Source organism: Cupriavidus pinatubonensis (assembly GCF_019602855.1).
Classification (GTDB): Bacteria; Pseudomonadota; Gammaproteobacteria; order Burkholderiales; family Burkholderiaceae; genus Cupriavidus; species Cupriavidus pinatubonensis.
Genome location: NZ_CP080767.1, coordinates 2,541,877 through 2,561,200, shown reverse-complemented (window position 1 = coordinate 2,561,200; position 19,324 = coordinate 2,541,877). Strand labels below are relative to the sequence as shown.

General features: G+C 65.0%; 21 protein-coding genes and 1 tRNA gene. 12 read left to right on the top strand and 10 right to left on the bottom strand.

The window, feature by feature from the left end; all coding sequences use genetic code 11:
- The first annotated feature begins 159 nt into the window (after nt 1-159).
- The 4 genes from K2O51_RS24515 (at nt 160) to K2O51_RS24500 (ending at nt 1,811) form a co-directional block, all read left to right on the top strand.
- Nucleotides 160-621, top strand: coding sequence for a DUF4149 domain-containing protein (locus tag K2O51_RS24515; RefSeq protein ID WP_011298376.1), 462 nt, complete (start codon nt 160-162; stop codon nt 619-621).
- 98 nt (nt 622-719) lie between these two features.
- The gene (locus K2O51_RS24510; RefSeq protein ID WP_011298375.1) at nt 720-923 is read left to right on the top strand and encodes a hypothetical protein; all 204 of its coding nucleotides are present in this window, start codon (nt 720-722) and stop codon (nt 921-923) included.
- 118 nt (nt 924-1,041) lie between these two features.
- Entirely contained in the window at nt 1,042-1,443 is a 402-nt protein-coding gene (locus K2O51_RS24505) for a YXWGXW repeat-containing protein (protein WP_011298374.1), read from the top strand.
- Nucleotides 1,444-1,580: 137 nt separating this feature from the next.
- Nucleotides 1,581-1,811: a hypothetical protein gene (locus K2O51_RS24500; RefSeq protein WP_011298373.1), complete on the top strand. Its 231-nt coding sequence runs from the start codon at nt 1,581-1,583 to the stop codon at nt 1,809-1,811.
- A gap of 23 nt (nt 1,812-1,834) precedes the next feature.
- Here K2O51_RS24500 and K2O51_RS24495 read toward each other — a convergent pair whose 3' ends face one another.
- The 4 genes from K2O51_RS24495 to glpK all read right to left on the bottom strand — a co-directional run bounded on the left by K2O51_RS24495 (nt 1,835) and on the right by glpK (nt 5,944).
- The gene (locus tag K2O51_RS24495) at nt 1,835-2,227 is read right to left on the bottom strand and encodes a hypothetical protein (protein ID WP_011298372.1); all 393 of its coding nucleotides are present in this window, start codon (nt 2,225-2,227) and stop codon (nt 1,835-1,837) included.
- An 86-nt stretch (nt 2,228-2,313) separates the two neighbouring features.
- Nucleotides 2,314-2,691 carry an MliC family protein gene (locus K2O51_RS24490; RefSeq protein ID WP_011298371.1) on the bottom strand — a complete coding sequence of 126 codons (378 nt, stop codon included), beginning with the start codon at nt 2,689-2,691 and terminating at the stop codon, nt 2,314-2,316.
- A 43-nt stretch (nt 2,692-2,734) separates the two neighbouring features.
- Nucleotides 2,735-4,339 (bottom strand): glycerol-3-phosphate dehydrogenase/oxidase, encoded by a 1,605-nt coding sequence (locus tag K2O51_RS24485; RefSeq protein WP_011298370.1) that lies wholly within the window; start codon nt 4,337-4,339, stop codon nt 2,735-2,737.
- A 54-nt stretch (nt 4,340-4,393) separates the two neighbouring features.
- Nucleotides 4,394-5,944, bottom strand: a complete 1,551-nt coding sequence (glpK, locus tag K2O51_RS24480; protein ID WP_011298369.1) for a glycerol kinase GlpK — start codon at nt 5,942-5,944, stop codon at nt 4,394-4,396.
- A gap of 47 nt (nt 5,945-5,991) precedes the next feature.
- On the opposite strand from glpK, the gene K2O51_RS24475 reads away from it, so the two are divergent.
- Together K2O51_RS24475 and purU are read left to right on the top strand one after the other, a co-directional pair.
- Nucleotides 5,992-6,834, top strand: coding sequence for an NUDIX hydrolase (locus K2O51_RS24475; RefSeq protein ID WP_011298368.1), 843 nt, complete (start codon nt 5,992-5,994; stop codon nt 6,832-6,834).
- A 69-nt stretch (nt 6,835-6,903) separates the two neighbouring features.
- The gene (gene purU, locus K2O51_RS24470) at nt 6,904-7,770 is read left to right on the top strand and encodes a formyltetrahydrofolate deformylase (RefSeq protein ID WP_011298367.1); all 867 of its coding nucleotides are present in this window, start codon (nt 6,904-6,906) and stop codon (nt 7,768-7,770) included.
- Nucleotides 7,771-7,846: 76 nt separating this feature from the next.
- On the opposite strand, the gene K2O51_RS24465 is transcribed toward purU, so the two are convergent.
- Nucleotides 7,847-8,617, bottom strand: coding sequence for a DeoR/GlpR family DNA-binding transcription regulator (locus K2O51_RS24465; RefSeq protein WP_182142199.1), 771 nt, complete (start codon nt 8,615-8,617; stop codon nt 7,847-7,849).
- A 156-nt stretch (nt 8,618-8,773) separates the two neighbouring features.
- On the opposite strand from K2O51_RS24465, the gene K2O51_RS24460 reads away from it, so the two are divergent.
- From K2O51_RS24460 to K2O51_RS24435, 6 genes are all read left to right on the top strand, one after another.
- The gene (locus K2O51_RS24460; RefSeq protein WP_220630899.1) at nt 8,774-9,895 is read left to right on the top strand and encodes an ABC transporter ATP-binding protein; all 1,122 of its coding nucleotides are present in this window, start codon (nt 8,774-8,776) and stop codon (nt 9,893-9,895) included.
- 1 nt (nt 9,896) lies between these two features.
- Nucleotides 9,897-11,015: an ABC transporter ATP-binding protein gene (locus K2O51_RS24455; RefSeq protein WP_011298364.1), complete on the top strand. Its 1,119-nt coding sequence runs from the start codon at nt 9,897-9,899 to the stop codon at nt 11,013-11,015.
- Entirely contained in the window at nt 11,012-11,896 is an 885-nt protein-coding gene (locus tag K2O51_RS24450; protein WP_011298363.1) for a carbohydrate ABC transporter permease, read from the top strand. The genes K2O51_RS24455 and K2O51_RS24450 overlap by 4 nt, the downstream gene beginning before the upstream one ends.
- Nucleotides 11,889-12,710 (top strand): carbohydrate ABC transporter permease, encoded by an 822-nt coding sequence (locus tag K2O51_RS24445; protein WP_011298362.1) that lies wholly within the window; start codon nt 11,889-11,891, stop codon nt 12,708-12,710. The genes K2O51_RS24450 and K2O51_RS24445 overlap by 8 nt, the downstream gene beginning before the upstream one ends.
- A 28-nt stretch (nt 12,711-12,738) precedes the next feature.
- Nucleotides 12,739-13,047, top strand: coding sequence for a DUF2160 domain-containing protein (locus K2O51_RS24440; protein WP_011298361.1), 309 nt, complete (start codon nt 12,739-12,741; stop codon nt 13,045-13,047).
- A gap of 129 nt (nt 13,048-13,176) precedes the next feature.
- The gene (locus K2O51_RS24435; RefSeq protein ID WP_245001962.1) at nt 13,177-14,892 is read left to right on the top strand and encodes an ABC transporter substrate-binding protein; all 1,716 of its coding nucleotides are present in this window, start codon (nt 13,177-13,179) and stop codon (nt 14,890-14,892) included.
- Nucleotides 14,893-14,941: 49 nt separating this feature from the next.
- On the opposite strand, the gene K2O51_RS24430 is transcribed toward K2O51_RS24435, so the two are convergent.
- From K2O51_RS24430 to rnhA, 5 genes are all read right to left on the bottom strand, one after another.
- Complete coding sequence (locus K2O51_RS24430; RefSeq protein WP_049796422.1) at nt 14,942-16,915, bottom strand: sensor domain-containing diguanylate cyclase; 1,974 nt, start codon at nt 16,913-16,915, stop codon at nt 14,942-14,944.
- 206 nt (nt 16,916-17,121) lie between these two features.
- Nucleotides 17,122-17,670 (bottom strand): hypothetical protein, encoded by a 549-nt coding sequence (locus K2O51_RS24425; protein WP_235679765.1) that lies wholly within the window; start codon nt 17,668-17,670, stop codon nt 17,122-17,124.
- 258 nt (nt 17,671-17,928) lie between these two features.
- Nucleotides 17,929-18,003: transfer RNA gene (locus K2O51_RS24420), tRNA-Val, on the bottom strand.
- Between the two features lie 120 nt (nt 18,004-18,123).
- A complete protein-coding gene (gene dnaQ / locus K2O51_RS24415) occupies nt 18,124-18,837 on the bottom strand; it encodes a DNA polymerase III subunit epsilon (protein WP_041679992.1) in 714 nt (237 codons plus the stop codon).
- A 31-nt stretch (nt 18,838-18,868) separates the two neighbouring features.
- Nucleotides 18,869-19,306, bottom strand: a complete 438-nt coding sequence (rnhA, locus tag K2O51_RS24410) for a ribonuclease HI (RefSeq protein WP_011298346.1) — start codon at nt 19,304-19,306, stop codon at nt 18,869-18,871.
- Between the last annotated feature and the right edge of the window lie 18 nt (nt 19,307-19,324).

Below are 19,324 nucleotides of genomic sequence, written 5' to 3'. Positions count from 1 at the left end.
GCGGGTTGGGGCGGGGCCGGCACTGTCAGGACCGGTTATCGGCAGAAGCGCCGGAATCCTGAATTCCGGGGGATCGTGGCGTCCGCTGACTGTGCGCAATAATGCGCGCGGCGCATAGAATGCAGGTTCAGCGCGCAGCGCCTATCCCACACCATCACGATGACTTTCCTGCCGATTCTCCTGTTCCTGCATGTGGTTGCCGCCGTCGTATGGGTGGGCGGCATGTTCTTCGCTTACCTGTGCCTGCGCCCGGTTGCGGGGCAGGTGCTCGACCCGCCGTCGCGGCTGCGGCTCTGGCGCGGCGTCTTCGAGCGGTTTTTCCGCTGGGTCTGGGTAGCGCTGGTGCTGATACTGGGCAGCGGCGGCGCCATGATGGCCAATGCGGGCATGGCAGCGGCGCCGCCAAACTGGCACCTGATGGCCGGCATCGGCGTGGTGATGGCCCTGGTTTTTCTGTTTGTTTTCTTCAAGCCCTATCCGGTCTTGCGGCAAGCCGTGGATGCCGGCGAATGGCCGGTTGCCGGCGCTGCGCTGAATCGGATTCGTCAGGCGGTCGGTATCAATCTTGTGCTGGGCCTGCTCAATGTCGCGGTGGCGACCTTGGGGCGCATGGCCAACTGATGGCCGGCCGATCGACAGATTGAGTGTCCGGCGCCTGTCGGGGAACTGTCGCACCGCTGTGCTAGTCTTTTCAGACACGCATTGCGAGGAGGTGGATCATGGTGAATGAATCCCGTTCCGGGTTGAAGGCTTTCGTGCAGACCGCGCCCCAGGCGGGCCGCTATGTCTGGATCATTTCACTGGTCGATTTCAGTGCGCAGCAGATCCGGCGCACCATTGTGTCCGACGATACCTTCACGACATCGGATGCTGCCCGGGTGGCGGGCGACGCCGAACTGAAGGCCATGGCTGCGGACCACTAGTCCGTTGCACCGCCGCAACCCGGTGCGACGGCCGGTGCCCGGATACCCTTTCTTACAATGGATGTGCCCGTCCCAGCGTTAGACTTGGGCCACATCTCCAAGACAAGAAAGGGTTTCCATGATGATTCGTTCCCGCGTCTTGCCGCGCGCGATTCTGCTTGCGTCCTTCGTTTGCGGTGGCCTTGCCGTTGGCCAGTCCGCACAGGCTCAGGTCTCGGTCAATATTGCCATTGGCGTGCCACCGCCGGCGCCGGTTTACGAGGTAGTGCCCGCGCCGCGCCCAGGCTATGTCTGGATGCCAGGCTATTGGGACTGGGACGATCACCACCACAAGCACGCGTGGAAGAAAGGTCGCTGGGAACACGAGCGTCCGGGTTACGTCTATGAGTCTCCGCGTTGGATTCAGTCGCGCGATGGCTGGGTGCTGGTGCCGGGCCGGTGGGACGACCACCGTGGCAAAGGCAAGGGTCCCAAGGGCTATCACTGCCCGCCGGGGCACGCCAAGAAGGGGGAATGCTGAAGCCTTGACTGTTGTCAGGCTGGCGCCTCGGCCCGCACGATGACAAGCGTGCGGGATGCCATGCTACGATCGTCCGCGGTGATCCTGCGAACAGCAGGCCATGCGGTCCGCCGGCCGCGGATACGGAGAGACGGACAATGGCAAAGCATGTTTTCACGCGTGCTCAGTATCTCGACATCCTCAACGACAGTTTGCGCAACCATCCGGGCTGGCGGCCCGGCATGGCTTTCGTGTTCCTGCCACCGGGTGCCGATGCCCGTCAGGCAACGGCCGTGGGTTGTACCGGACCGCTTGAAGCCATTCCGGTTTACGCGGAGATCCAGCGCGTGGCGGCGGACCTCATCGAGGTGAAGGACGAACCGGCGTAGCCGGTCCGCTTGGCGGCGGCGCCTTACTCTTCGTCGTCCTCGTCTTCCTCGTCCTCGAGGAATTCGCGACGCAGCATCCAGTTGGCGATGGCGTCGTCGCAGATCTTCTTGAGCTTCTGGCGGTCCGGCATCTTGTCGAACATCGCGAAGTTGACCAGCGCCATGCCGGCATCGGTGATGTAGAACATCCGGCGCGGGTCGTCGGGGTGGACGATGCGTCCGTCGATGTCGCCTTCTTCGTTGTCGCTCGGCACGTCTTCGAGTTCGACCACGCGGCAGGTAAAGCGCGGGGTGCGCGTATGGGTCAGGTACTCGAATTCATCGTGCAGAACGTCTCCGTCCCTGCCCGCGGCGACCGCGAAGCCCCAGATGAAGCGTGGCATCGGCAAGTCGGACAGGCCTTCAATCTCGTCCATGGTGTTCTCCGTATTGCAATGGCCCGCATTATCTCCCGGAATGCCGTCGCCTCAAAAGGCGGGTGATGGCGGAGTGGCGGAGCGCGCTATCGCACCGCGCGGCACCCGCCCAGCATCGGCGGACTGGCGTCTGTCTGCATGAGGTCACGCAGCGTGCCGTCGTCGCCCTGGGTCCACCATTCATAGCGGCCGCCCACATAGCGCGCGCCGGAACCGCTCACGACGCTGACCGCCAGCACCGGCTTGCCTTCGAGCCGCAGGATGGCTGCCTGGTTGTCCGGGCTGTTGAAGTAGCGCACGGTCAGGTCCTTGCCGCCGTCGCACTGGTACCGCACGGTACGGACGTCGGGAAAACGAACGCTGTCGATGCCGGGGGCGCCTGCGGCGAATGCACTGGCGCTGGCGCAAACGGCCAGAAGCAGGGCGGGGAGGGCGAGCGGGTGCGGGTGCGGGTGATGGGTCATATCAGTTTTCCGGTCGGATACGTGGATCCGGCATCCGTCACGTTCAGTCGAGCATGTATCCGGCGGCGAGCTTGCGGAAGTTTTCCACTTCGCTGGCCTGCCAGGCTTCGTCGTGGCCCAGTTCTTCCGCCAGGATCGCTGCCACCTGTGGGGCGGCTTCCACGGCCGCGCGCGCGTCCAGGAACAGCGCGCGGTTGCGCCGCGCCAGCACATCCTCGACGCGGCGCGCGAGTTCATGGCGAGCCGCAAAGCGCACGTGCGCCTCGGTCAGCCCGGACGCCGGCGCCAGGACATGGTCGATGCCGGGCAAGGCGCGCAATGCGGGCAACTCATTGCCATAGTAGCGATCGGGCGACACCGAATTCGGCGCGGGCAGGTCGGCTGGCAGGCCGCTCGCGCCGTGCAGCGGCAGATCGGCGGTCACGCAAGGCGCGGCGCGCAGCATCTGGCGCTGGATGGCCGTCTCGATGACATCTTCGGCCATCTTGCGGTACGTGGTCCATTTGCCGCCGGTCACCGTGATCAGCCCGGCGCGCGACACCACGATGGTGTGCTCGCGCGACAGCGAAGCCGTGGATGCCTCGCCTGTCGCCTTGACCAGCGGCCGCAATCCGGCCCAGACGCTTGTGACATCGGTGCGGCCGGGGTCGCGCGCCAGGTAACGCGAAGCGGTATCGAGGATGAAATCCACATCGTCGCCGCTTGCGCCAGGCTCCAGCGGCAGGTCCTTGCGCGGCGTGTCGGTGGTGCCGACGATGACATGCCCGTTCCACGGCACCACGAACAACACGCGGCCGTCATCGGTCTTCGGAATCAGGATGGCGCGATCGCCGGGCAGGAAGCTGCGCGGCAGCGTCAGATGCACACCCTGGCTCGGCGCGACCATGGTGCGCGCCTGCCCGTCTTCCATCCGGCGGATGGCATCCACCCACACGCCGGTGGCATTGACCACGCAATCCGCGCGCAGGCGGAACGTGGTATCGCCAAGCGCATCTCGCACGGTCACGCCATTGACCACGCCGCCCTGCTGCGACAGGCCGATTACCGGCAGGTAGTTGATGGCGGTGCCGCCGACGTCGAACAGCGTGCGCATCAGCGCAATGGCGAGGCGTGCGTCGTCGAACTGGCCGTCGAAGTACAGGTTGCCGCCGCGCAGCGGGCGTCCGCCGACATGCTCGGCCAGCGTGGGGGCGGCGGCCAGTACCTCGCGGTGGTTGAGCCAGCGGCTGCCATCGAGATTCAGGCCGCCGGCCAGCATGTCATAAAGCTTCAGGCCGATGCCATAGAACGGCTGGTCGAACAGCTGGTAAGCCGGTACGACAAAGCCGAGCGGCCACACGAGGTGAGGCGCGTTGCGGGCGAGCAGCCCGCGTTCATGCAGCGCTTCGCGCACCAGGCTGATATTGCCCTGGGCCAGGTAGCGCACGCCGCCGTGCACGAGCTTGGTGGCCTTGCTCGACGTGCCCTTGGCGAAGTCGGCGGCCTCCACCAGCAGTGTGCGATATCCGCGCGACGCGGCATCGACGGCCGTGCCGAGGCCGGTGGCGCCGCCACCGATGACGATCACGTCCCAGCGCGGCTCGCGTTCCAGCCTTGCGAGCAGGGCGGCTCGGGACGGCGGCTGGATCGGGGTCGGGGCTTTCGGCATGACACTCTCTGAATCTGAATAAAGGGTTCCGTAAGGTGTGGCCGCGACGGCGCGTCACGTTCTCTTGCCGCTGGTGGCCTCGTGATCTTCCCGGGCCCAGTCGCGGGCCCGTTCCACGGCGCGGTGCCAGCGCGACAGCCGGTGCGCGCGTTCATCGGCGGACAGGTTGGGCTCGAAGCGCTGCTGCACCTGCCATTGCCGGGAAATCTGCTCCTGGTCGCTCCAGTACCCGGTGGCGAGGCCGGCCAGGTAGGCTGCGCCCAGTGCCGTCGTTTCGGTGATGCGCGGACGTACCACGGTCGTGCCGAGCAGGTCGGCCTGCATCTGCATCAGCAGGTCGCTGCGCGACGCGCCGCCGTCTACGCGAAGTTCCGCGAGCGAAATGCCGGCGTCCTTCTGCATGGCATCGAGCACGTCCACGCTCTGCAGCGCAATCGATTCCAGCGCCGCGCGTGCGATCTGCGGGCGGCCGGTGCCGCGCGTCATACCGACCAGCGTGCCGCGTGCGAATGCATCCCAGTGCGGCGCGCCGAGGCCGGCAAAGGCCGGCACCAGCACCACACCGCCCGTGTCCGTGCACTGGCGCGCGAGTGGCTCGACCTCCGGGGCGCTTGCGATGATCTTCAGGCCATCGCGCAGCCACTGGATCGTGGCGCCGCCCATAAAGACACCGCCTTCCAGGCAGTATTGCGTCTGCCCGTTGATCTGCCATCCGACCGTCGTCAGCAAGCGGTTGCGCGAGACCACCGGCTGCGGCCCCGTATTCATCAGCAGGAAGCAACCCGTGCCATACGTGTTCTTGGCCATGCCCGGAGACAGGCAGGCCTGGCCGAACGTGGCGGCCTGCTGGTCGCCCGCGATGCCGGCAATAGGGACTTCCGCGCCAAACAGCCGCGGCACCGTGCGCGCGACCTGGCCACTGGAGGGCACCACCTCCGGCAGCACCTTGTGCGGGATGTCCAGCAATGCGAGTAGCGCATCGTCCCATGCGAAGCTGTGGATATTGAACAGCATCGTGCGCGAAGCGTTGGACACGTCGGTCACATGGCGCGCGCCGTCGGTGAGCTGCCAGATCAGCCAGCTGTCGATCGTGCCGAACGCCAGTTCGCCGCGCTGGGCGCGTTCGCGCGCGCCCTTGACGTTGTCGAGCATCCAGCGCAGCTTGGTGCCGGAGAAGTAGGCATCGATGACGAGCCCGGTCTTGTCGCGGATCATGCCGGCATGGCCGGCCGCCTGCAGTGCCTCGCACATGGGCGCGGTGCGGCGGTCTTGCCAGACCAGCGCGCGGCCCACGGGCTCGCCGGTCTTGCGGTCCCACAGGACCGTGGTTTCGCGTTGGTTCGTGATGCCGATTGCGCGCAACTGCGAGGCCGAGATACCCGCGTCGTTCAGGACCTCGTGCGCGACCGCGAGCTGCGTCTGCCAGATTTCGTACGGGTCGTGCTCGACGTGGCCGGGATGTGGGTAATATTGGCGGAATTCGCGCTGGGCAAGCCGTACCACATTGCCGGCGTGGTCGAACAGAATGGCCCGCGAACTGCTCGTGCCCTGGTCCAGCGCCAGTACGAACTGCTGCTGCGCGGCCTGCGTGGTCTGCTGGTTCATGCCTTTCGTCCCTGAAAATCCTCAACTTGCGTAACTTGCGTCCGCCGATGCCCACCGACACCCTTGCCGCCATTGACGCGTCCATCGCCGCGCGCAGCCCGTTCGACCGCGCCACCAAGCTGCGCCTGATGGTGGCGGGGCAGCACGTCGGCTGGCTGCCGCGTGCCCATGCCGATGTCCTGCGCGGCATGGGTTGCGTGCTCGGGCCGGAAGAGCAGACGCCGTCGGGCCCCTGCGTCGAACTGCTGCCGGGACGTGGCGACTTCGCGGTACGCAGTGCCGCGCTCGAGGCGCTGGCAAGGCAATTGGCCGAGGGCGGACATGTGCGCGGCTGGCGCGACGAGCTGTTTGCGGTGACGCCGTCCCTGGATGCGCCAGCGCTTGCGGTGGTCGAACGTGCCGCCGCGCGTTTCCTGGGCCTGCTGACGTTTGCTTCTCACATGAACGGCGTGGTTCATGGCGAGCCGACGTTCTGGATCTCGCGCCGTAGCCAGAGCAAGGCGGTAGATCCCGGCATGTGGGACAACCTCGTCGCCGGCGGCATGCCTCATGGTAGCGATCCGCTCGCCACGCTGGTGCGCGAATGCGAGGAAGAATCCGGCATCCCGGCCGCACTGGCGCGCGGCGTGCAGGCTCATGGCTGCATCGAAGTGCTGCGCGAGATTCCGGAAGGCGTGCAGTGGGAGCACGTCTATGTCTATGATCTGGAGCTGCCCGCGGACTTCACGCCGCATAACCAGGACGGCGAGGTGGCCGAGCACCGCCGCATCGGTCCCGACGCATTGCTTGCTATCATGTCGGCCGGCGCCATGACGGTCGATGCGACATTGGTGACGCTGGATGCTCTCCGCCGACGCGGCTGGCTGGCCCCGGCGGGCAATCCCGCCTGATGCAGGGCCCCGGGCCCCGCCTGCGCTCTCCCGGCCCCGTGCCGCACGCACCCGACAGAACAACACACGATGAGCAACACCGGATTCATTCTTACTCTTTCGTGCCCGGACCAGCCGGGCATCGTTCATTCCGTCTCCGGCCTGCTGTTCCAGCACGGCTGCAATATCGTCGATTCCGACCAGTATGGTGATGAATTCACCGGCCGCTTCTTCATGCGGGTGCATTTCACCCCGTCGGCCGGCGGTCCGGACCTGGATGCGCTGAAGGCGGCGTTCGCGCCGGTCGGCGACCAGTTCGGCATGCAGTGGGAGCTGTTCGATGCCTCCGCCAAGCCGCGCGTGATGATCATGGTGTCCAAGATCGGACACTGCCTGAACGACCTGCTGTTCCGTGCCAAGGTGGGCGGCCTGCCGGTCGAGATTGCCGCCATCGTCTCGAACCACCGCGACTTCTACCAGCTCGCCGCGTCCTACGACGTGCCGTTCATCCACCTGCCGCTGATGAACGCGTCGGCCGAGCAGAAGGCCGCGCAGGAAGCGCGCGTGTTTGAAGTGGTGCGCGACCAGAACATCGACCTCGTCGTGCTCGCGCGCTACATGCAGGTGCTGTCGGATGACCTGTGCCGCAAGCTGGCCGGCCGCGCGATCAATATCCACCACTCGTTCCTGCCGAGCTTCAAGGGTGCCAAGCCGTATTACCAGGCCCATGACCGCGGCGTGAAGCTGATCGGGGCGACCGCGCACTATGTGACGGCCGATCTCGACGAAGGCCCGATCATCGAGCAGGAAATCGCGCGCGTGGATCACAGCATGGACCCCGACCAGCTCACGTCCGTGGGCCGCGATGTCGAATGCGTGGCGCTCGCCCGCGCAGTCAAGTGGCATGCGGAACACCGCATCCTGCTGAACGGCCACAAGACCGTCGTCTTCAAGTAATTGCTGCAATTCGCCGCCGGCGCGCATCGCGCCGGCCGGTATGCGGATACTGGCGTGCGCCGCCGCGGCGGCAGCGTCAGTCCTGGTCCGCCACCACACATTTCACTCCGCTGTCCGCCACGATCTGCCCGAACGGGGCCACCAGCGGCTCATCGGTGAACAGCCTGTCGATCTGCGACAGGTGCGCCAGTTCCACCATTGCCTGGCGATGGAACTTGCTGGCATCCGCGGCCAGCCACACCTCGCGCGCGTGCTCCATGATCGTGCGTGCCACCTTGACCTCGCGGAAATCGTAGTCACGCAGCGTGCCGTCGGCCTCGATGCCCGAGATGCCGATCAGCCCGATATCGACCTTGAACTGGCGGATGAACTCCACCGTCGCTTCGCCGACGATGCCGCGGTCGCGCGAGCGCAATACGCCGCCAGCGACGATGACTTCGCAGTCGGGGTTGTCCGCCAGGATATTGGCCACGTTCAAGTTGTTCGTGATCACGCGCAAGCCGCGGTGATGCATCAGCGCACGCGCAATCTCTTCCACCGTGGTGCCGATGTTCAGGATCAGCGAGCAGCCTTCGGGTACCACCTTGGCCACCGCGCGCGCAATGCGCACCTTGCCTTGGGCATTTAGCACCTGCCGCTGCCGGTAAGCGATGTTCTCTGTCGTCGAGCCCTCGACCCGCACCCCGCCGTGGAATCGCGCGAGCATGCCGCCTTCGGCCAGCAGATTCACGTCGCGCCGAACGGTCTGCAATGTCACGCCGAATTTTCGCGCAAGCGCGTCGATCGACGCGAAGCCCTGGGTGCGGACTTCTTCGAGAAGGGCGGTCTGGCGGGGATTCAGGGTCATGCGAGGCATTCTAGTTCAAACACAAACGAAAACAAATGATGCGGTGCACTATTGTTTTATGTTCGTTCATTTACTAAAACGAGCATAAGCCACACATTGGGCGCCCGCAGCGCGCTGGCTTCCTGGTGGAAGGGGAAGTTCGAACATGGAGATCGGATGCAGCTGAGTCTTGAGGGCATTGCGCAGCAAGCGGGCTCGCAAGCCTGCCTTTATCCAATGTCGCTGGCGCCCATGGCGGGTGCGGTGACAGTGCTGCTTGGCGCCACGCAAGCCGGCAAGACTTCCCTCATGCGCGTGATGGCCGGACTGGACCGCCCCAGCGCCGGCCGCGTTCTGGTAGACGGCGCCGACGTGACTGGTGTGTCGGTGCGCGAGCGCAATGTCTCGATGGTGTACCAGCAGTTCATCAACTATCCGTCGATGCGCGTATTCGACAACATCGCTTCTCCGATGCGGCTGCAGCGGCAGGCCAGTCGCGATGACATCGCGGCACGCGTGCGGTCGCTGGCGGCGAGGCTGCATATCGACCACTTGCTGGACCGCTACCCGGCAGAACTCTCGGGCGGCCAGCAGCAGCGCGTGGCGCTGGCCCGCGCGCTAGCCAAGGGCGCGCCGCTGATGTTGCTGGACGAGCCGCTGGTCAACCTCGATTACAAGCTGCGCGAAGAGTTGCGCGAAGAACTGACCCACCTGTTCGCGCAAGGCGATGCCACTGTGGTCTACGCCACCACCGAGCCGGCCGAGGCGCTGCTGCTCGGCGGCTACACCGCCGTGCTCGATGCCGGCGAATTGCTGCAATACGGCCCGACGCCCGAGGTCTTCCACTATCCCGATTCGCTGCGCGTCGCGCGCGCGTTCAGCGATCCGCCCATGAATCTCATGGAAGGCTCGCTGCGAGGCGGTTGGGTCACATTGTCGGACGACATCGCGGTGCCCGTGCCCGGAGCGGGCAGCCACGCCGGCCCCGTTACTGTGGGGGTGCGCGCGGCCGCACTGCGACTCGATGGCGTGCCGGGATCGGTCCCCGTGCCTGGCCGCGTGGCACTGGCGGAACTGTCCGGTTCCGATACCTTCGTGCATGCCGATACACCGGTCGGCAACCTGGTGGCGCAGTTCGCGGGCGTGTTCGATCTCCGGCTCGGTGCGCCACTGACGCTGCATCTCGACCCGGCGCAGCTCTACGTGTTCGATGACAGCGGCCGGCGCTTGAGCGCGCCGCGCCGGCCCGGCGGCCTGGCGGCCACTGTTCCGCCTGCCGGCGCAGCGACGGGGGGCTGAGATGGCGCGCGTCGACCTTGATCTCGCCCATTCCTACGTGGCCGATCCGCGCTCCGATGACGACTACGCGCTGCTGCCGCTCAGGTTCAGCTTCGAGGACGGCGGCGCCTATGCGCTGCTGGGCCCCTCGGGTTGTGGCAAGACCACGCTGCTGAACTGCATTTCGGGGCTGCTGCGGCCGTCTCAGGGCCGCATCCTGTTCGACGGGCGGGACGTCACCGCCGAGTCGCCGCAGGCGCGCAATATCGCGCAGGTGTTCCAGTTCCCGGTGATCTACGACACCATGACCGTGGGGGAGAACCTCGCCTTTCCGCTGCGCAACCGCGGCGTGCCGGCGGCGCAGGTGCGCGAGCGGGTAGGGCGGGTGGCCGAGATGCTTGAACTGTCGGCATCGCTGGACCGGCGTGCGAGCGGACTGGCGGCCGACGCCAAGCAGAAGATCTCGCTGGGGCGCGGCCTCGTGCGGCATGATGTGTCGGCGATTCTGTTCGACGAACCGCTGACCGTGATCGATCCGCAGCTGAAATGGCAGTTGCGGCGCAAGCTCAAGGAGATCCATCACGAATTCCGGCTGACGCTGATATACGTGACGCACGACCAGACCGAGGCGCTGACCTTTGCCGACCAGGTTGTCGTGATGTCGCGCGGCAAGGCCGTGCAGGTGGGGTCGGCCGACGCGCTGTTCGGGCGGCCCGCACACACGTTTGTCGGACACTTCATCGGTTCGCCGGGCATGAACTTCGTGTCGGCGGACTGGCGCGAGGGTGCCGTGGAAATTGCCGGGCGCCGCTATTTGCCAGCGCTGCCCGATGCCGTAGCGGGCGCGCTGCGCGAGGCGGGCAGCTTCCGCGTCGGCGTGCGGCCCGAGTATTTGCGACTGGCCGGCCAGGACGACGCACAGGCGGTGCCCGTTCGCGTCGAGCGCGCACAGGATATCGGAACCTACTGGCTCGTGACCGGCACCTTGCAGGAAGCCGGCGGACAGGCCGGCACGCTGCGCGCGCGGCTGGGCGGCGAGGCCGCGGCACTGCGCCCCGGCGACACCGCGTGGCTGTCCGTCTTCAACCGCCACACGTGCTACTACGTGAACGAAGTGCTGGTGCCCGGGAGCCCGTCATGAAGCCCATCAACCAGAAGGCGTGGCTGCTGGTGTTGCCGGTGGTGCTGTGCGTGGCGTTCTCGGCCATCCTGCCGCTGATGACCATCGTGAACTACTCGGTGCAGGACATCATCTCGCCCGAGCGGCGCGTGTTTGTCGGTACGGAGTGGTTTCGCACGGTGCTGCGCGATGGCGAACTTCATGACGCGCTGCTGCGCCAGTTGGGCTTCTCGCTCGCAGTACTGCTCGTGGAAATACCGCTGGGCATCCTGCTGGCGCTGGCGATGCCGGCGAAGGGGTGGAAGGCATCTGCGGTGCTCGTCATCGTCGCTCTGTCGTTGCTGATCCCGTGGAACGTGGTCGGTACTATCTGGCAGATTTTCGGCCGCACCGATATCGGCCTGCTTGGCGCCGCGCTCGACGCCATGGGGTTTGACTACAACTACACCGGCAGCGCCTTCGATGCCTGGGTGACCGTGCTGGTGATGGACGTCTGGCACTGGACGCCGCTGGTCGCGCTGCTTTGCTATGCGGGCCTGCGCGCCATTCCCGACGCCTACTACCAGGCCGCGCAGATCGACGGCGCGAGCCGCTTCGCCGTATTCCGCTACATCCAGTTGCCCAAGCTGCGCGGGGTGCTGATGATCGCGGTGCTGCTGCGCTTCATGGACAGCTTCATGATCTACACCGAGCCGTTCGTGCTCACCGGCGGGGGGCCGGGCAATGCCACCACGTTCCTGTCGCAGTACCTGACGCAGAAGGCCGTCGGCCAGTTCGACCTTGGCCCGGCTGCAGCATTCTCGATCGTCTACTTCCTGATCATCCTGCTCCTGTGCTTCGTCCTCTATAACTGGATGCAGCGCGCGGGCACCGCCGGCAGCGAGGACATGCCCCATGGCTGATACGAGCGATCGCGCCACATGGTGGCGCCCTGCGTTCCTGCTGGTCTACCTGCTGTTCGCCATCCTGCCGATCTACTGGATGGTGAACATGTCATTCAAGACCAATGAGGAAATCCTGTCGACGCTGTCGCTATGGCCGGCGGCGTTCACGCTCGAGCACTACCAGACCATCTTCACCGATGCGTCGTGGTACTCGGGCTACATCAACTCGCTGATCTATGTGGCAATGAACACGGTGATCTCGATTACCGTGGCGCTGCCTGCGGCTTACGCGTTCTCGCGCTACCAGTTCATCGGCGACAAGCATGTGTTCTTCTGGCTGCTGACCAACCGCATGACGCCGCCGGCGGTGTTCCTGCTGCCGTTCTTCCAGCTCTACAGCACCATCGGGCTGATGGATTCACACCTGGGCGTGGCACTTGCGCACCTGGTGTTCAACGTGCCGCTTGCGGTGTGGATTCTCGAAGGTTTCATGTCGGGCGTACCGCGTGAGATCGATGAAACCGCCTATGTCGACGGGTATCCCTTTCCACGTTTCTTCCTCACGATCTTCCTGCCGCTGATCAAGGCTGGTGTCGGGGTGGCGGCGTTCTTCTGCTTCATGTTCAGCTGGGTCGAACTGCTGCTCGCGCGCACGCTGACGTCGGTCAACGCCAAGCCGATCGTGGCGACTATGACGCGCACGGTTTCGGCGTCGGGCATGGACTGGGGCGTGCTGGCCGCTGCCGGCGTGCTTACGATCGTGCCCGGTGGCATCGTGATCTGGTTCGTGCGCCACTACATCGCGAAGGGCTTCGCGATGGGCCGCGTGTAGTGCAGTTGCCGACGGAAAGGAGATCGCCATGCTGAGCTGGATGGTCTGGACCACGCCCGTGGCCGTGTTCTTCGCCTGCATCGTCGTCATGCTGCTCGGCATGACGGTCTGGGAAGTCCGCTCGCCGGCCGTGATGCGCAAGGGCTTCCTGCCGATTGCCACCACGCGCGGCGACCGGCTGTTCATCGGCCTGATGTGCGCGGCGTGGATCAACCTCGCGTGGGTGGGGCTGGGTGAAAAGATCACGCATTGGTTGTCGCTGCCCGAGGAGCCGTCTATCTGGATCAGCTTCGGCCTGTCTATGCTGGTGTTGCTGCTGATCATGCGCAAGGGCTGAAAGCGCGGCACGACACGCGACCGAAGTCATGGGACATGCGGCTTATCCCTTCCCCGGGGCCGCGCCCGGACAGCAAACGGGGAGGGGGCTCTTGAGGAGACACTGATGAACGTGCACGTGAAGTCGGGAATGACAGTCCTTGCCTGCGCGGCCGCGCTGGCATGCGGCCACGCCTTGGCTGGCGAGGCCGAAGCGAAGAAGTGGATCGACAACGAGTTCCAGCCCTCGTCGCTCTCGAAGGACAAGCAGCAGGCCGAGATGAAGTGGTTCATCGACGCGGCCGCCAAGCTCAAAGCCAAGGGCGTTACGCAGATCAGCGTGGTGTCGGAAACCATCACTACGCATGAATACGAATCCAAGACGCTCGCCAAGGCGTTCGAGGAGATTACTGGCATCAAGGTGAACCACGACATCATCCAGGAAGGCGATGTCGTGGAAAAACTGCAGACGTCGATGCAGTCGGGAAAGTCGATCTATGACGGCTGGATTTCGGACTCCGACCTGATCGGCACCCATTACCGCTACGGCGCCATCCTGCCGCTGTCGGACTACATGGCCGGCGCGGGCAAGGAGTGGACCAACCCCGGACTCGACGTAAAGGATTTCATCGGCACGAAGTTCACCACCGCGCCCGACGGCAAACTGTACCAGTTGCCCGACCAGCAATTCGCCAACCTGTACTGGTTCCGCGCCGACTGGTTCGCCCGCAAGGACCTGCAGGACAAGTTCAAGGCCAAGTATGGCTATGACCTCGGCGTGCCGACCAACTGGTCCGCTTATGAGGACATTGCCAACTTCTTCACGAACGACGTGAAGGAAATCGACGGCAAGAAGGTGTACGGCCACATGGACTACGGCAAGAAGGACCCATCGCTCGGCTGGCGCTTCACGGATGCCTGGCTGTCGATGGCGGGCACAGCCGACAAGGGCCTGCCGAACGGCATCCCGATCGACGAATGGGGCATCCGCGTGGCGGAGGACAAGTGCACGCCGGTGGGTGCGTCGGTGTCGCGCGGCGGCGCCACCAACAGCCCTGCAGCGGTCTACGCCCTCACCAAGTACATCGACTGGATGAAGAAGTTCGCGCCGTCGCAGGCCATGGGCATGACCTTCTCGGAAGCTGGCCCGGTGCCGGCACAGGGCCAGGTCGCACAGCAGATCTTCTGGTACACGGCCTTCACCGCCGACATGACCAAGAAGGGCCTGCCGGTGGTGAACGCCGACGGTTCGCCCAAGTGGCGCATGGCGCCGTCGCCGTATGGCCCGTACTGGAAGCAGGGCATGCAGAACGGCTACCAGGACGTGGGTTCGTGGACGTTCTTCAAGAACACCGATCCGAACCGGCTAGCGGCTGCATGGCTCTACGCGCAGTTCGTGACGGCGAAGACGGTGTCGCTGAAGAAGTCGCTGGTTGGGCTGACGTTCATCCGCGACAGCGATATCCACCACGAGTACCTGACCAAGAACGCGGCCAAGTATGGCGGGCTGATCGAGTTCTATCGCAGCCCGGCACGTGTGGCGTGGACGCCGACCGGTACCAACGTGCCCGACTATCCGAAGCTCGCGCAGCTTTGGTGGAAGAATGTGGCCACCGCCGTGACCGGCGAAAAGACGCCGCAGGCCGCCATGGACAACCTGGCCGAGGAGATGGATCAGGTCATGGCACGGTTGCAGCGTGCGGGCATGACGAACTGCGCGCCGAAGCTTAATGCGAAGAGCGATCCGTCGAAGTGGCTGTCGAGTGACCACGCACCGTGGAAGAAGCTCGACAACGAGAAGCCGAAGGGCGAGACCATCGCCTACGACAAGCTGCTGCAGGCCTGGAAGGAGGGGCGCGTGCGTTGAGGCGGGAAGCGGGCCTGTCCGGATGGGCAGGCTCCGGTGTCGCAGTGGATCAGGCCGTCGAATCTTCCAGCGGCGCCGCGTAGCGGGCCTTGCCATGGCGCTTGGCTTCATACAGCGCCATGTCGGCCCGCATGAACAGCTCGCTCACGGACATGCCCTGTCCGGGGCGGTGGATCGCCGAGCCGACGCTGACCGTGGCCGCATGTTCATGGCCGTCGATGATCACCGGTGCCAGCGCAGTTTGCACGATGGTGCTGGCGATACGCTCGACCGCGCGGACATCGCCCACGTTTTCGAGGATCACCGCAAACTCGTCGCCCCCGATGCGCGCCACGGCATCGTTCTTGCGCACGCTGCGGGTCAGGCGCTGCGCGAAAGCGACCAGCAGGCGATCGCCGATCGAATGCCCGTAGCCGTCATTGACGGCCTTGAAGTCGTCCAGGTCGACCAGCAATAGTGCTGCCGCCTGGCCGCTGTCATCGGCGCGCGCCAGTGCTTCGGCAAAGCGTCGGTCGAAGCCCTTGCGGTTCAGCAGTCCGGTCAGGTGGTCCGACACGGTCTGCGCTTCCAGGCTGCGCAGCTTCTGGCGCTCGCTCGTGACATTGCGTGCGAACAGGTGCATGCCATGGATCGCGTCATGCGTGTCGTTCCAGGCTGGCTGGCAGGTGAACTGCATGCATTCGGAGCCGTCCGGGCTCTCGCGCGTAAACCTGACGACCTTGCCCGCCAGCGCCTGCTCCAGGTAGGGCCGCGAGGCCAGATAGGCCTGCGTGCCCCATAGCTCGCGCAACGTCAGGCCGATGATCTGCTGTGCCGGCAAGCCGAAATGGCGTGCGTAGGCCTGGTTGACGAAGACGAAGCGCTCATTCATGTCGATGAACGAGACAAAGTCGGGTACATGGTTGGCGATCGCCTCGATGCGCTTCTCGCTCTCGGCGGCGTGGTCCTTGGCGGCTTTCAGCGCGGCTTCGCGCTCGGAAAGCTGGTGCATGACTTCGGCGAACGTGGAAGCGAGTTCGCCGATTTCGTCCTCGCGGCCGACTGGCAGTTCCTTGATGGCGGCCGGGTTGGCAGTGATGCCTCGCACGGCGCGATGCAGCCGGTGCAGCGGCGCCAGCAAGCGCCACATCGCCAGCCACATCAGCGCGCCGGCAACCAATAGCGAGAGGCCGACAATGGCGAACATTCGGCGCCTGGCTTCGATCAGCGGCGCATAGGCCTCGTTGGCAGGCAGGACTGCGACCAACTCCCAGCCATTCGATTCCAGCAGGTAACGACCCACGATCGGCCGGCGCGGACGGATCGGCTCCCAGAACGACTCGGGCTGGTCCGCGCCACACGTCTCGCCGATGGCGCGGGCGGGCGTCAGCAGCTTGGCCGGATCCCGGTGCATGGCGTAGCGCGGTCGGGGGCCGGCGGAAACCAGGCAGTAGCTACCCGTGACGCCGACCGGACTGCGCGCCAGTTCGCGCAGGAAATTGTCCAGAGAAAGGTTGATCACGCCGCCGAGCACAGCACGCAGTTCGCCGCCGGGGCCGCGCAGCGGAACTGCCAATACCACCCCGGGCGACCTGGTGAGCTTGCCCTGCAGCAGGTCGGATACGGCAAACGGCGCGCCGCGCACAATCGCCCGGAAATAGTCGCGGTCGCTGAGGCTCATACGCACGCCTTCCGGCACGGCCGTGCTGAAGATCATTTCGCCTGATGGAGCGGCCATGAAGACGGCGTTGAAGGTGTCCGGCAAATCCGGCATTTGTGCCGCCATGCGTCGGAGTTCGGCAGGGCGACTGCCAAGCATGGGCGCAAACTGCTGGGCCATATGGCGCAGCATGGACGCCCGAATCTCGAACTTTCCATCGAGCTGTTCGGCCACCATCCGGACTTGCGAGTCCTGATGGTTCTGCAGCAGCTCCTTCAGCGTGTGGTACGCGTAGTACTGCGAGTAGAGCGCCCGCAGCACGATGATCAACGTAACCACCATGGCGGTTGCCACCGCCATCCGCAGCTTTATTGAGTGACGCATGGTTACTTTTCTTCTGCGCACTGACCCGTTTTCCGGTCCCAGGGGCATGTGGAATGACGACCCCGCCCTATTCGTACGGAACCAGGCGTTCAGGGTAGCAGATGTCCTACTTGTCGCCACGCACATGGAACTTTATGGTTCGGCATTGTGGGGCATGCGGCACTCCGTCTATGCAATCGGTGGCAACGATGCGACGGTCGGGCGCGCTACGCAGCGCCGAGCGGCCATTGGCGGATGCGCAGGATGGCGCGGTCGGCGACCCGCACGGCCAGCTCCAGCAACGCCGGCATCTGTTTACGCGTGATGCCGGCGGTGTATCGTACGGCGGCGGTATCGTCGTCATCGGTCGACGGCTCGCAGCAGCCGCATCGCATCGCGAGCCGAAGGATATGCAAGGGCACGAAGCGCTCAGCCTGCTGCATGTCGGCCAGGGCTGCCAAAGAGAAATGCAGCGGCAGCCGCGATAGTTCAATGACCCGTTGCCGAAGGCTGGCGCCTGTACGCGCGCCCAGCGCGGCGCCTTCGGCATGGAAGCCGGCGCGCGTCATGCCAGTGGCACCGGGCTGCCACAGTGCGCCGATGGCGAGGTAGGGCGCCGCGGCTTGCAGCAACCCGGCTTCGCCTACTTCATCGATCGCCACGAAACCACCCAGCAGGTCATACGTGAGCGCGGTTCGCCCGAAGCAGCGGTGGTAGCCCGTGATGCAGTCAAAGTCCTCGTCGTAGACTGGCCTGGCGTCGCGAGGAATGCGCACGGGGCGGATTTCGAACCAGCCAGGTGATATTGGGTAGCGGCCGGTCCACGCGAATGCTGGCTGTGTGGCGGCTGGTTGCCAACGTGTTGGAAGGGAGGGTTGCGGCATGAGCCCGCTCCTGCTCGGTTGTGAAGCGGACTACCGTATCGACGCGGGATTGGAACCGGAATGAGACGATGCCGCTTAGTTGAAACCGGGGCTTTGCAGCAGGGAGGCGGAAATGAAAAAAGCCAGCACAAAGCTGGCTTTTTTGGAATCTGGTGGGTGGTACAGGGATTGAACCTGTGACCCCTGCCGTGTGAAGGCAGTGCTCTACCGCTGAGCTAACCACCCCAGGCTGCTTCGCTTTCGCGTTGACACTGTCGTGCAGCTGAGAAACGAGATTATGCAGACCTTCCTGTATCTTGTAAAGCCCTTTTCTCAGATTTTTTTTCAGAAGATGGGTGCCGGGCGCTATTGCACTGCGGGGGTGTCCTGCCATACCGTCTTGCCGCCGCTTGCCTTGTCCAGTTGTTTGAGCACAGCGAGATGCTCGGACACTTCGGCTTCGCTCGCATACAGCACAGGCAGGACGATGTGCGAAAGGTCTGATTCCGCGACGGAACCGTCCGCGGCTTCGGCGCCGTCGAGCATGTCGATGACCAGCGAGTTCTGGCCGCGCGTCATGGCCAGGTAGACCTCTGCCAGCAGTTCTGCATCGAGCAACGCGCCGTGCAGCGTGCGGTGCGCGTTGCTCACGCCAAGCCGGTCGCACAGCGCATCCAGCGAATTGCGCTTGCCGGGGAACATCTGGCGCGCTTCGAGCAGGGTATCGATCACGCTGCCGACGTGTTCGCGGAACGGCGGCAAGCCGAGCAGCCGGAACTCCATATCCAGGAAGCCCAGGTCGAACTGCGCGTTGTGGATGATCAGCTCGGCGTCCTGCACGAAGTCGCGGACCTCGTTGACGACCTCGGCGAACTTTGGCTTGTCGGCCAGGAATTCGACGGTGATGCCGTGCACGGCGATGGCGCCTTCGTCGATGTCGCGCTCGGGGTTGACGTAGAAGTGCAGGTGGCGGCCCGTGAGCCGGCGGTTGACCAGTTCGACACACCCGATTTCGATCAGGCGGTCGCCCGTGGCGGCATTGAGGCCAGTGGTTTCGGTGTCGAGAACGATTTGTCGCATGGCGCGCATTCTAGCGGACGGCAGGGCGAGGTCAGGAGGCGAGCGATGCAACGCCGCGGTTGGCAAGCGCATCGGCGCGCTCGTTGCCAGGGTGGCCATTATGTCCGCGCACCCAGTGCCAGGTGATCTTGTGCGGCTGTACGAGCGTATCGAGTTCCTGCCACAGGTCCGCGTTCTTCACGGGCTTTTTGTCGGCCGTCTTCCAGCCGCGCGCCTTCCAGCCCGGCAGCCATTCGCTGATGCCTTTCTGCACGTACTGCGAGTCGGTGTACACCTGCACGGTGCAGGGCCGCTTGAGCGCGCGCAGCGCCTCGATGACCGCGGTCATCTCCATGCGGTTGTTGGTGGTGTTGGCCTCGCCGCCGAACAGCTCTTTTTCGTTCGTGCCGGCCACGAGTACCGCGCCCCAGCCGCCACGGCCGGGATTGCCTTTGCAGGCGCCATCGGAATAGATGATTACTTCTTGCATGTGTCGTTTGTCAGGGCA

Excerpts from the sequence above, each read along its gene's own strand:
- K2O51_RS24515 (WP_011298376.1), top strand. The coding sequence starts at position 160 with ATGACTTTCCTGCCGATTCTCCTGTTCCTGCATGTGGTTGCCGCCGTC.
- K2O51_RS24510 (WP_011298375.1), top strand. The coding sequence starts at position 720 with ATGGTGAATGAATCCCGTTCCGGGTTGAAGGCTTTCGTGCAGACCGCG.
- K2O51_RS24505 (WP_011298374.1), top strand. The coding sequence starts at position 1,042 with ATGATGATTCGTTCCCGCGTCTTGCCGCGCGCGATTCTGCTTGCGTCC.
- K2O51_RS24500 (WP_011298373.1), top strand. The coding sequence starts at position 1,581 with ATGGCAAAGCATGTTTTCACGCGTGCTCAGTATCTCGACATCCTCAAC.
- K2O51_RS24495 (WP_011298372.1), bottom strand. The coding sequence starts at position 2,227 with ATGGACGAGATTGAAGGCCTGTCCGACTTGCCGATGCCACGCTTCATC.
- K2O51_RS24490 (WP_011298371.1), bottom strand. The coding sequence starts at position 2,691 with ATGACCCATCACCCGCACCCGCACCCGCTCGCCCTCCCCGCCCTGCTT.
- K2O51_RS24485 (WP_011298370.1), bottom strand. The coding sequence starts at position 4,339 with ATGCCGAAAGCCCCGACCCCGATCCAGCCGCCGTCCCGAGCCGCCCTG.
- glpK (WP_011298369.1), bottom strand. The coding sequence starts at position 5,944 with ATGAACCAGCAGACCACGCAGGCCGCGCAGCAGCAGTTCGTACTGGCG.
- K2O51_RS24475 (WP_011298368.1), top strand. The coding sequence starts at position 5,992 with ATGCCCACCGACACCCTTGCCGCCATTGACGCGTCCATCGCCGCGCGC.
- purU (WP_011298367.1), top strand. The coding sequence starts at position 6,904 with ATGAGCAACACCGGATTCATTCTTACTCTTTCGTGCCCGGACCAGCCG.
- K2O51_RS24465 (WP_182142199.1), bottom strand. The coding sequence starts at position 8,617 with ATGACCCTGAATCCCCGCCAGACCGCCCTTCTCGAAGAAGTCCGCACC.
- K2O51_RS24460 (WP_220630899.1), top strand. The coding sequence starts at position 8,774 with ATGCAGCTGAGTCTTGAGGGCATTGCGCAGCAAGCGGGCTCGCAAGCC.
- K2O51_RS24455 (WP_011298364.1), top strand. The coding sequence starts at position 9,897 with ATGGCGCGCGTCGACCTTGATCTCGCCCATTCCTACGTGGCCGATCCG.
- K2O51_RS24450 (WP_011298363.1), top strand. The coding sequence starts at position 11,012 with ATGAAGCCCATCAACCAGAAGGCGTGGCTGCTGGTGTTGCCGGTGGTG.
- K2O51_RS24445 (WP_011298362.1), top strand. The coding sequence starts at position 11,889 with ATGGCTGATACGAGCGATCGCGCCACATGGTGGCGCCCTGCGTTCCTG.
- K2O51_RS24440 (WP_011298361.1), top strand. The coding sequence starts at position 12,739 with ATGCTGAGCTGGATGGTCTGGACCACGCCCGTGGCCGTGTTCTTCGCC.
- K2O51_RS24435 (WP_245001962.1), top strand. The coding sequence starts at position 13,177 with ATGACAGTCCTTGCCTGCGCGGCCGCGCTGGCATGCGGCCACGCCTTG.
- K2O51_RS24430 (WP_049796422.1), bottom strand. The coding sequence starts at position 16,915 with ATGCGTCACTCAATAAAGCTGCGGATGGCGGTGGCAACCGCCATGGTG.
- dnaQ (WP_041679992.1), bottom strand. The coding sequence starts at position 18,837 with ATGCGACAAATCGTTCTCGACACCGAAACCACTGGCCTCAATGCCGCC.
- rnhA (WP_011298346.1), bottom strand. The coding sequence starts at position 19,306 with ATGCAAGAAGTAATCATCTATTCCGATGGCGCCTGCAAAGGCAATCCC.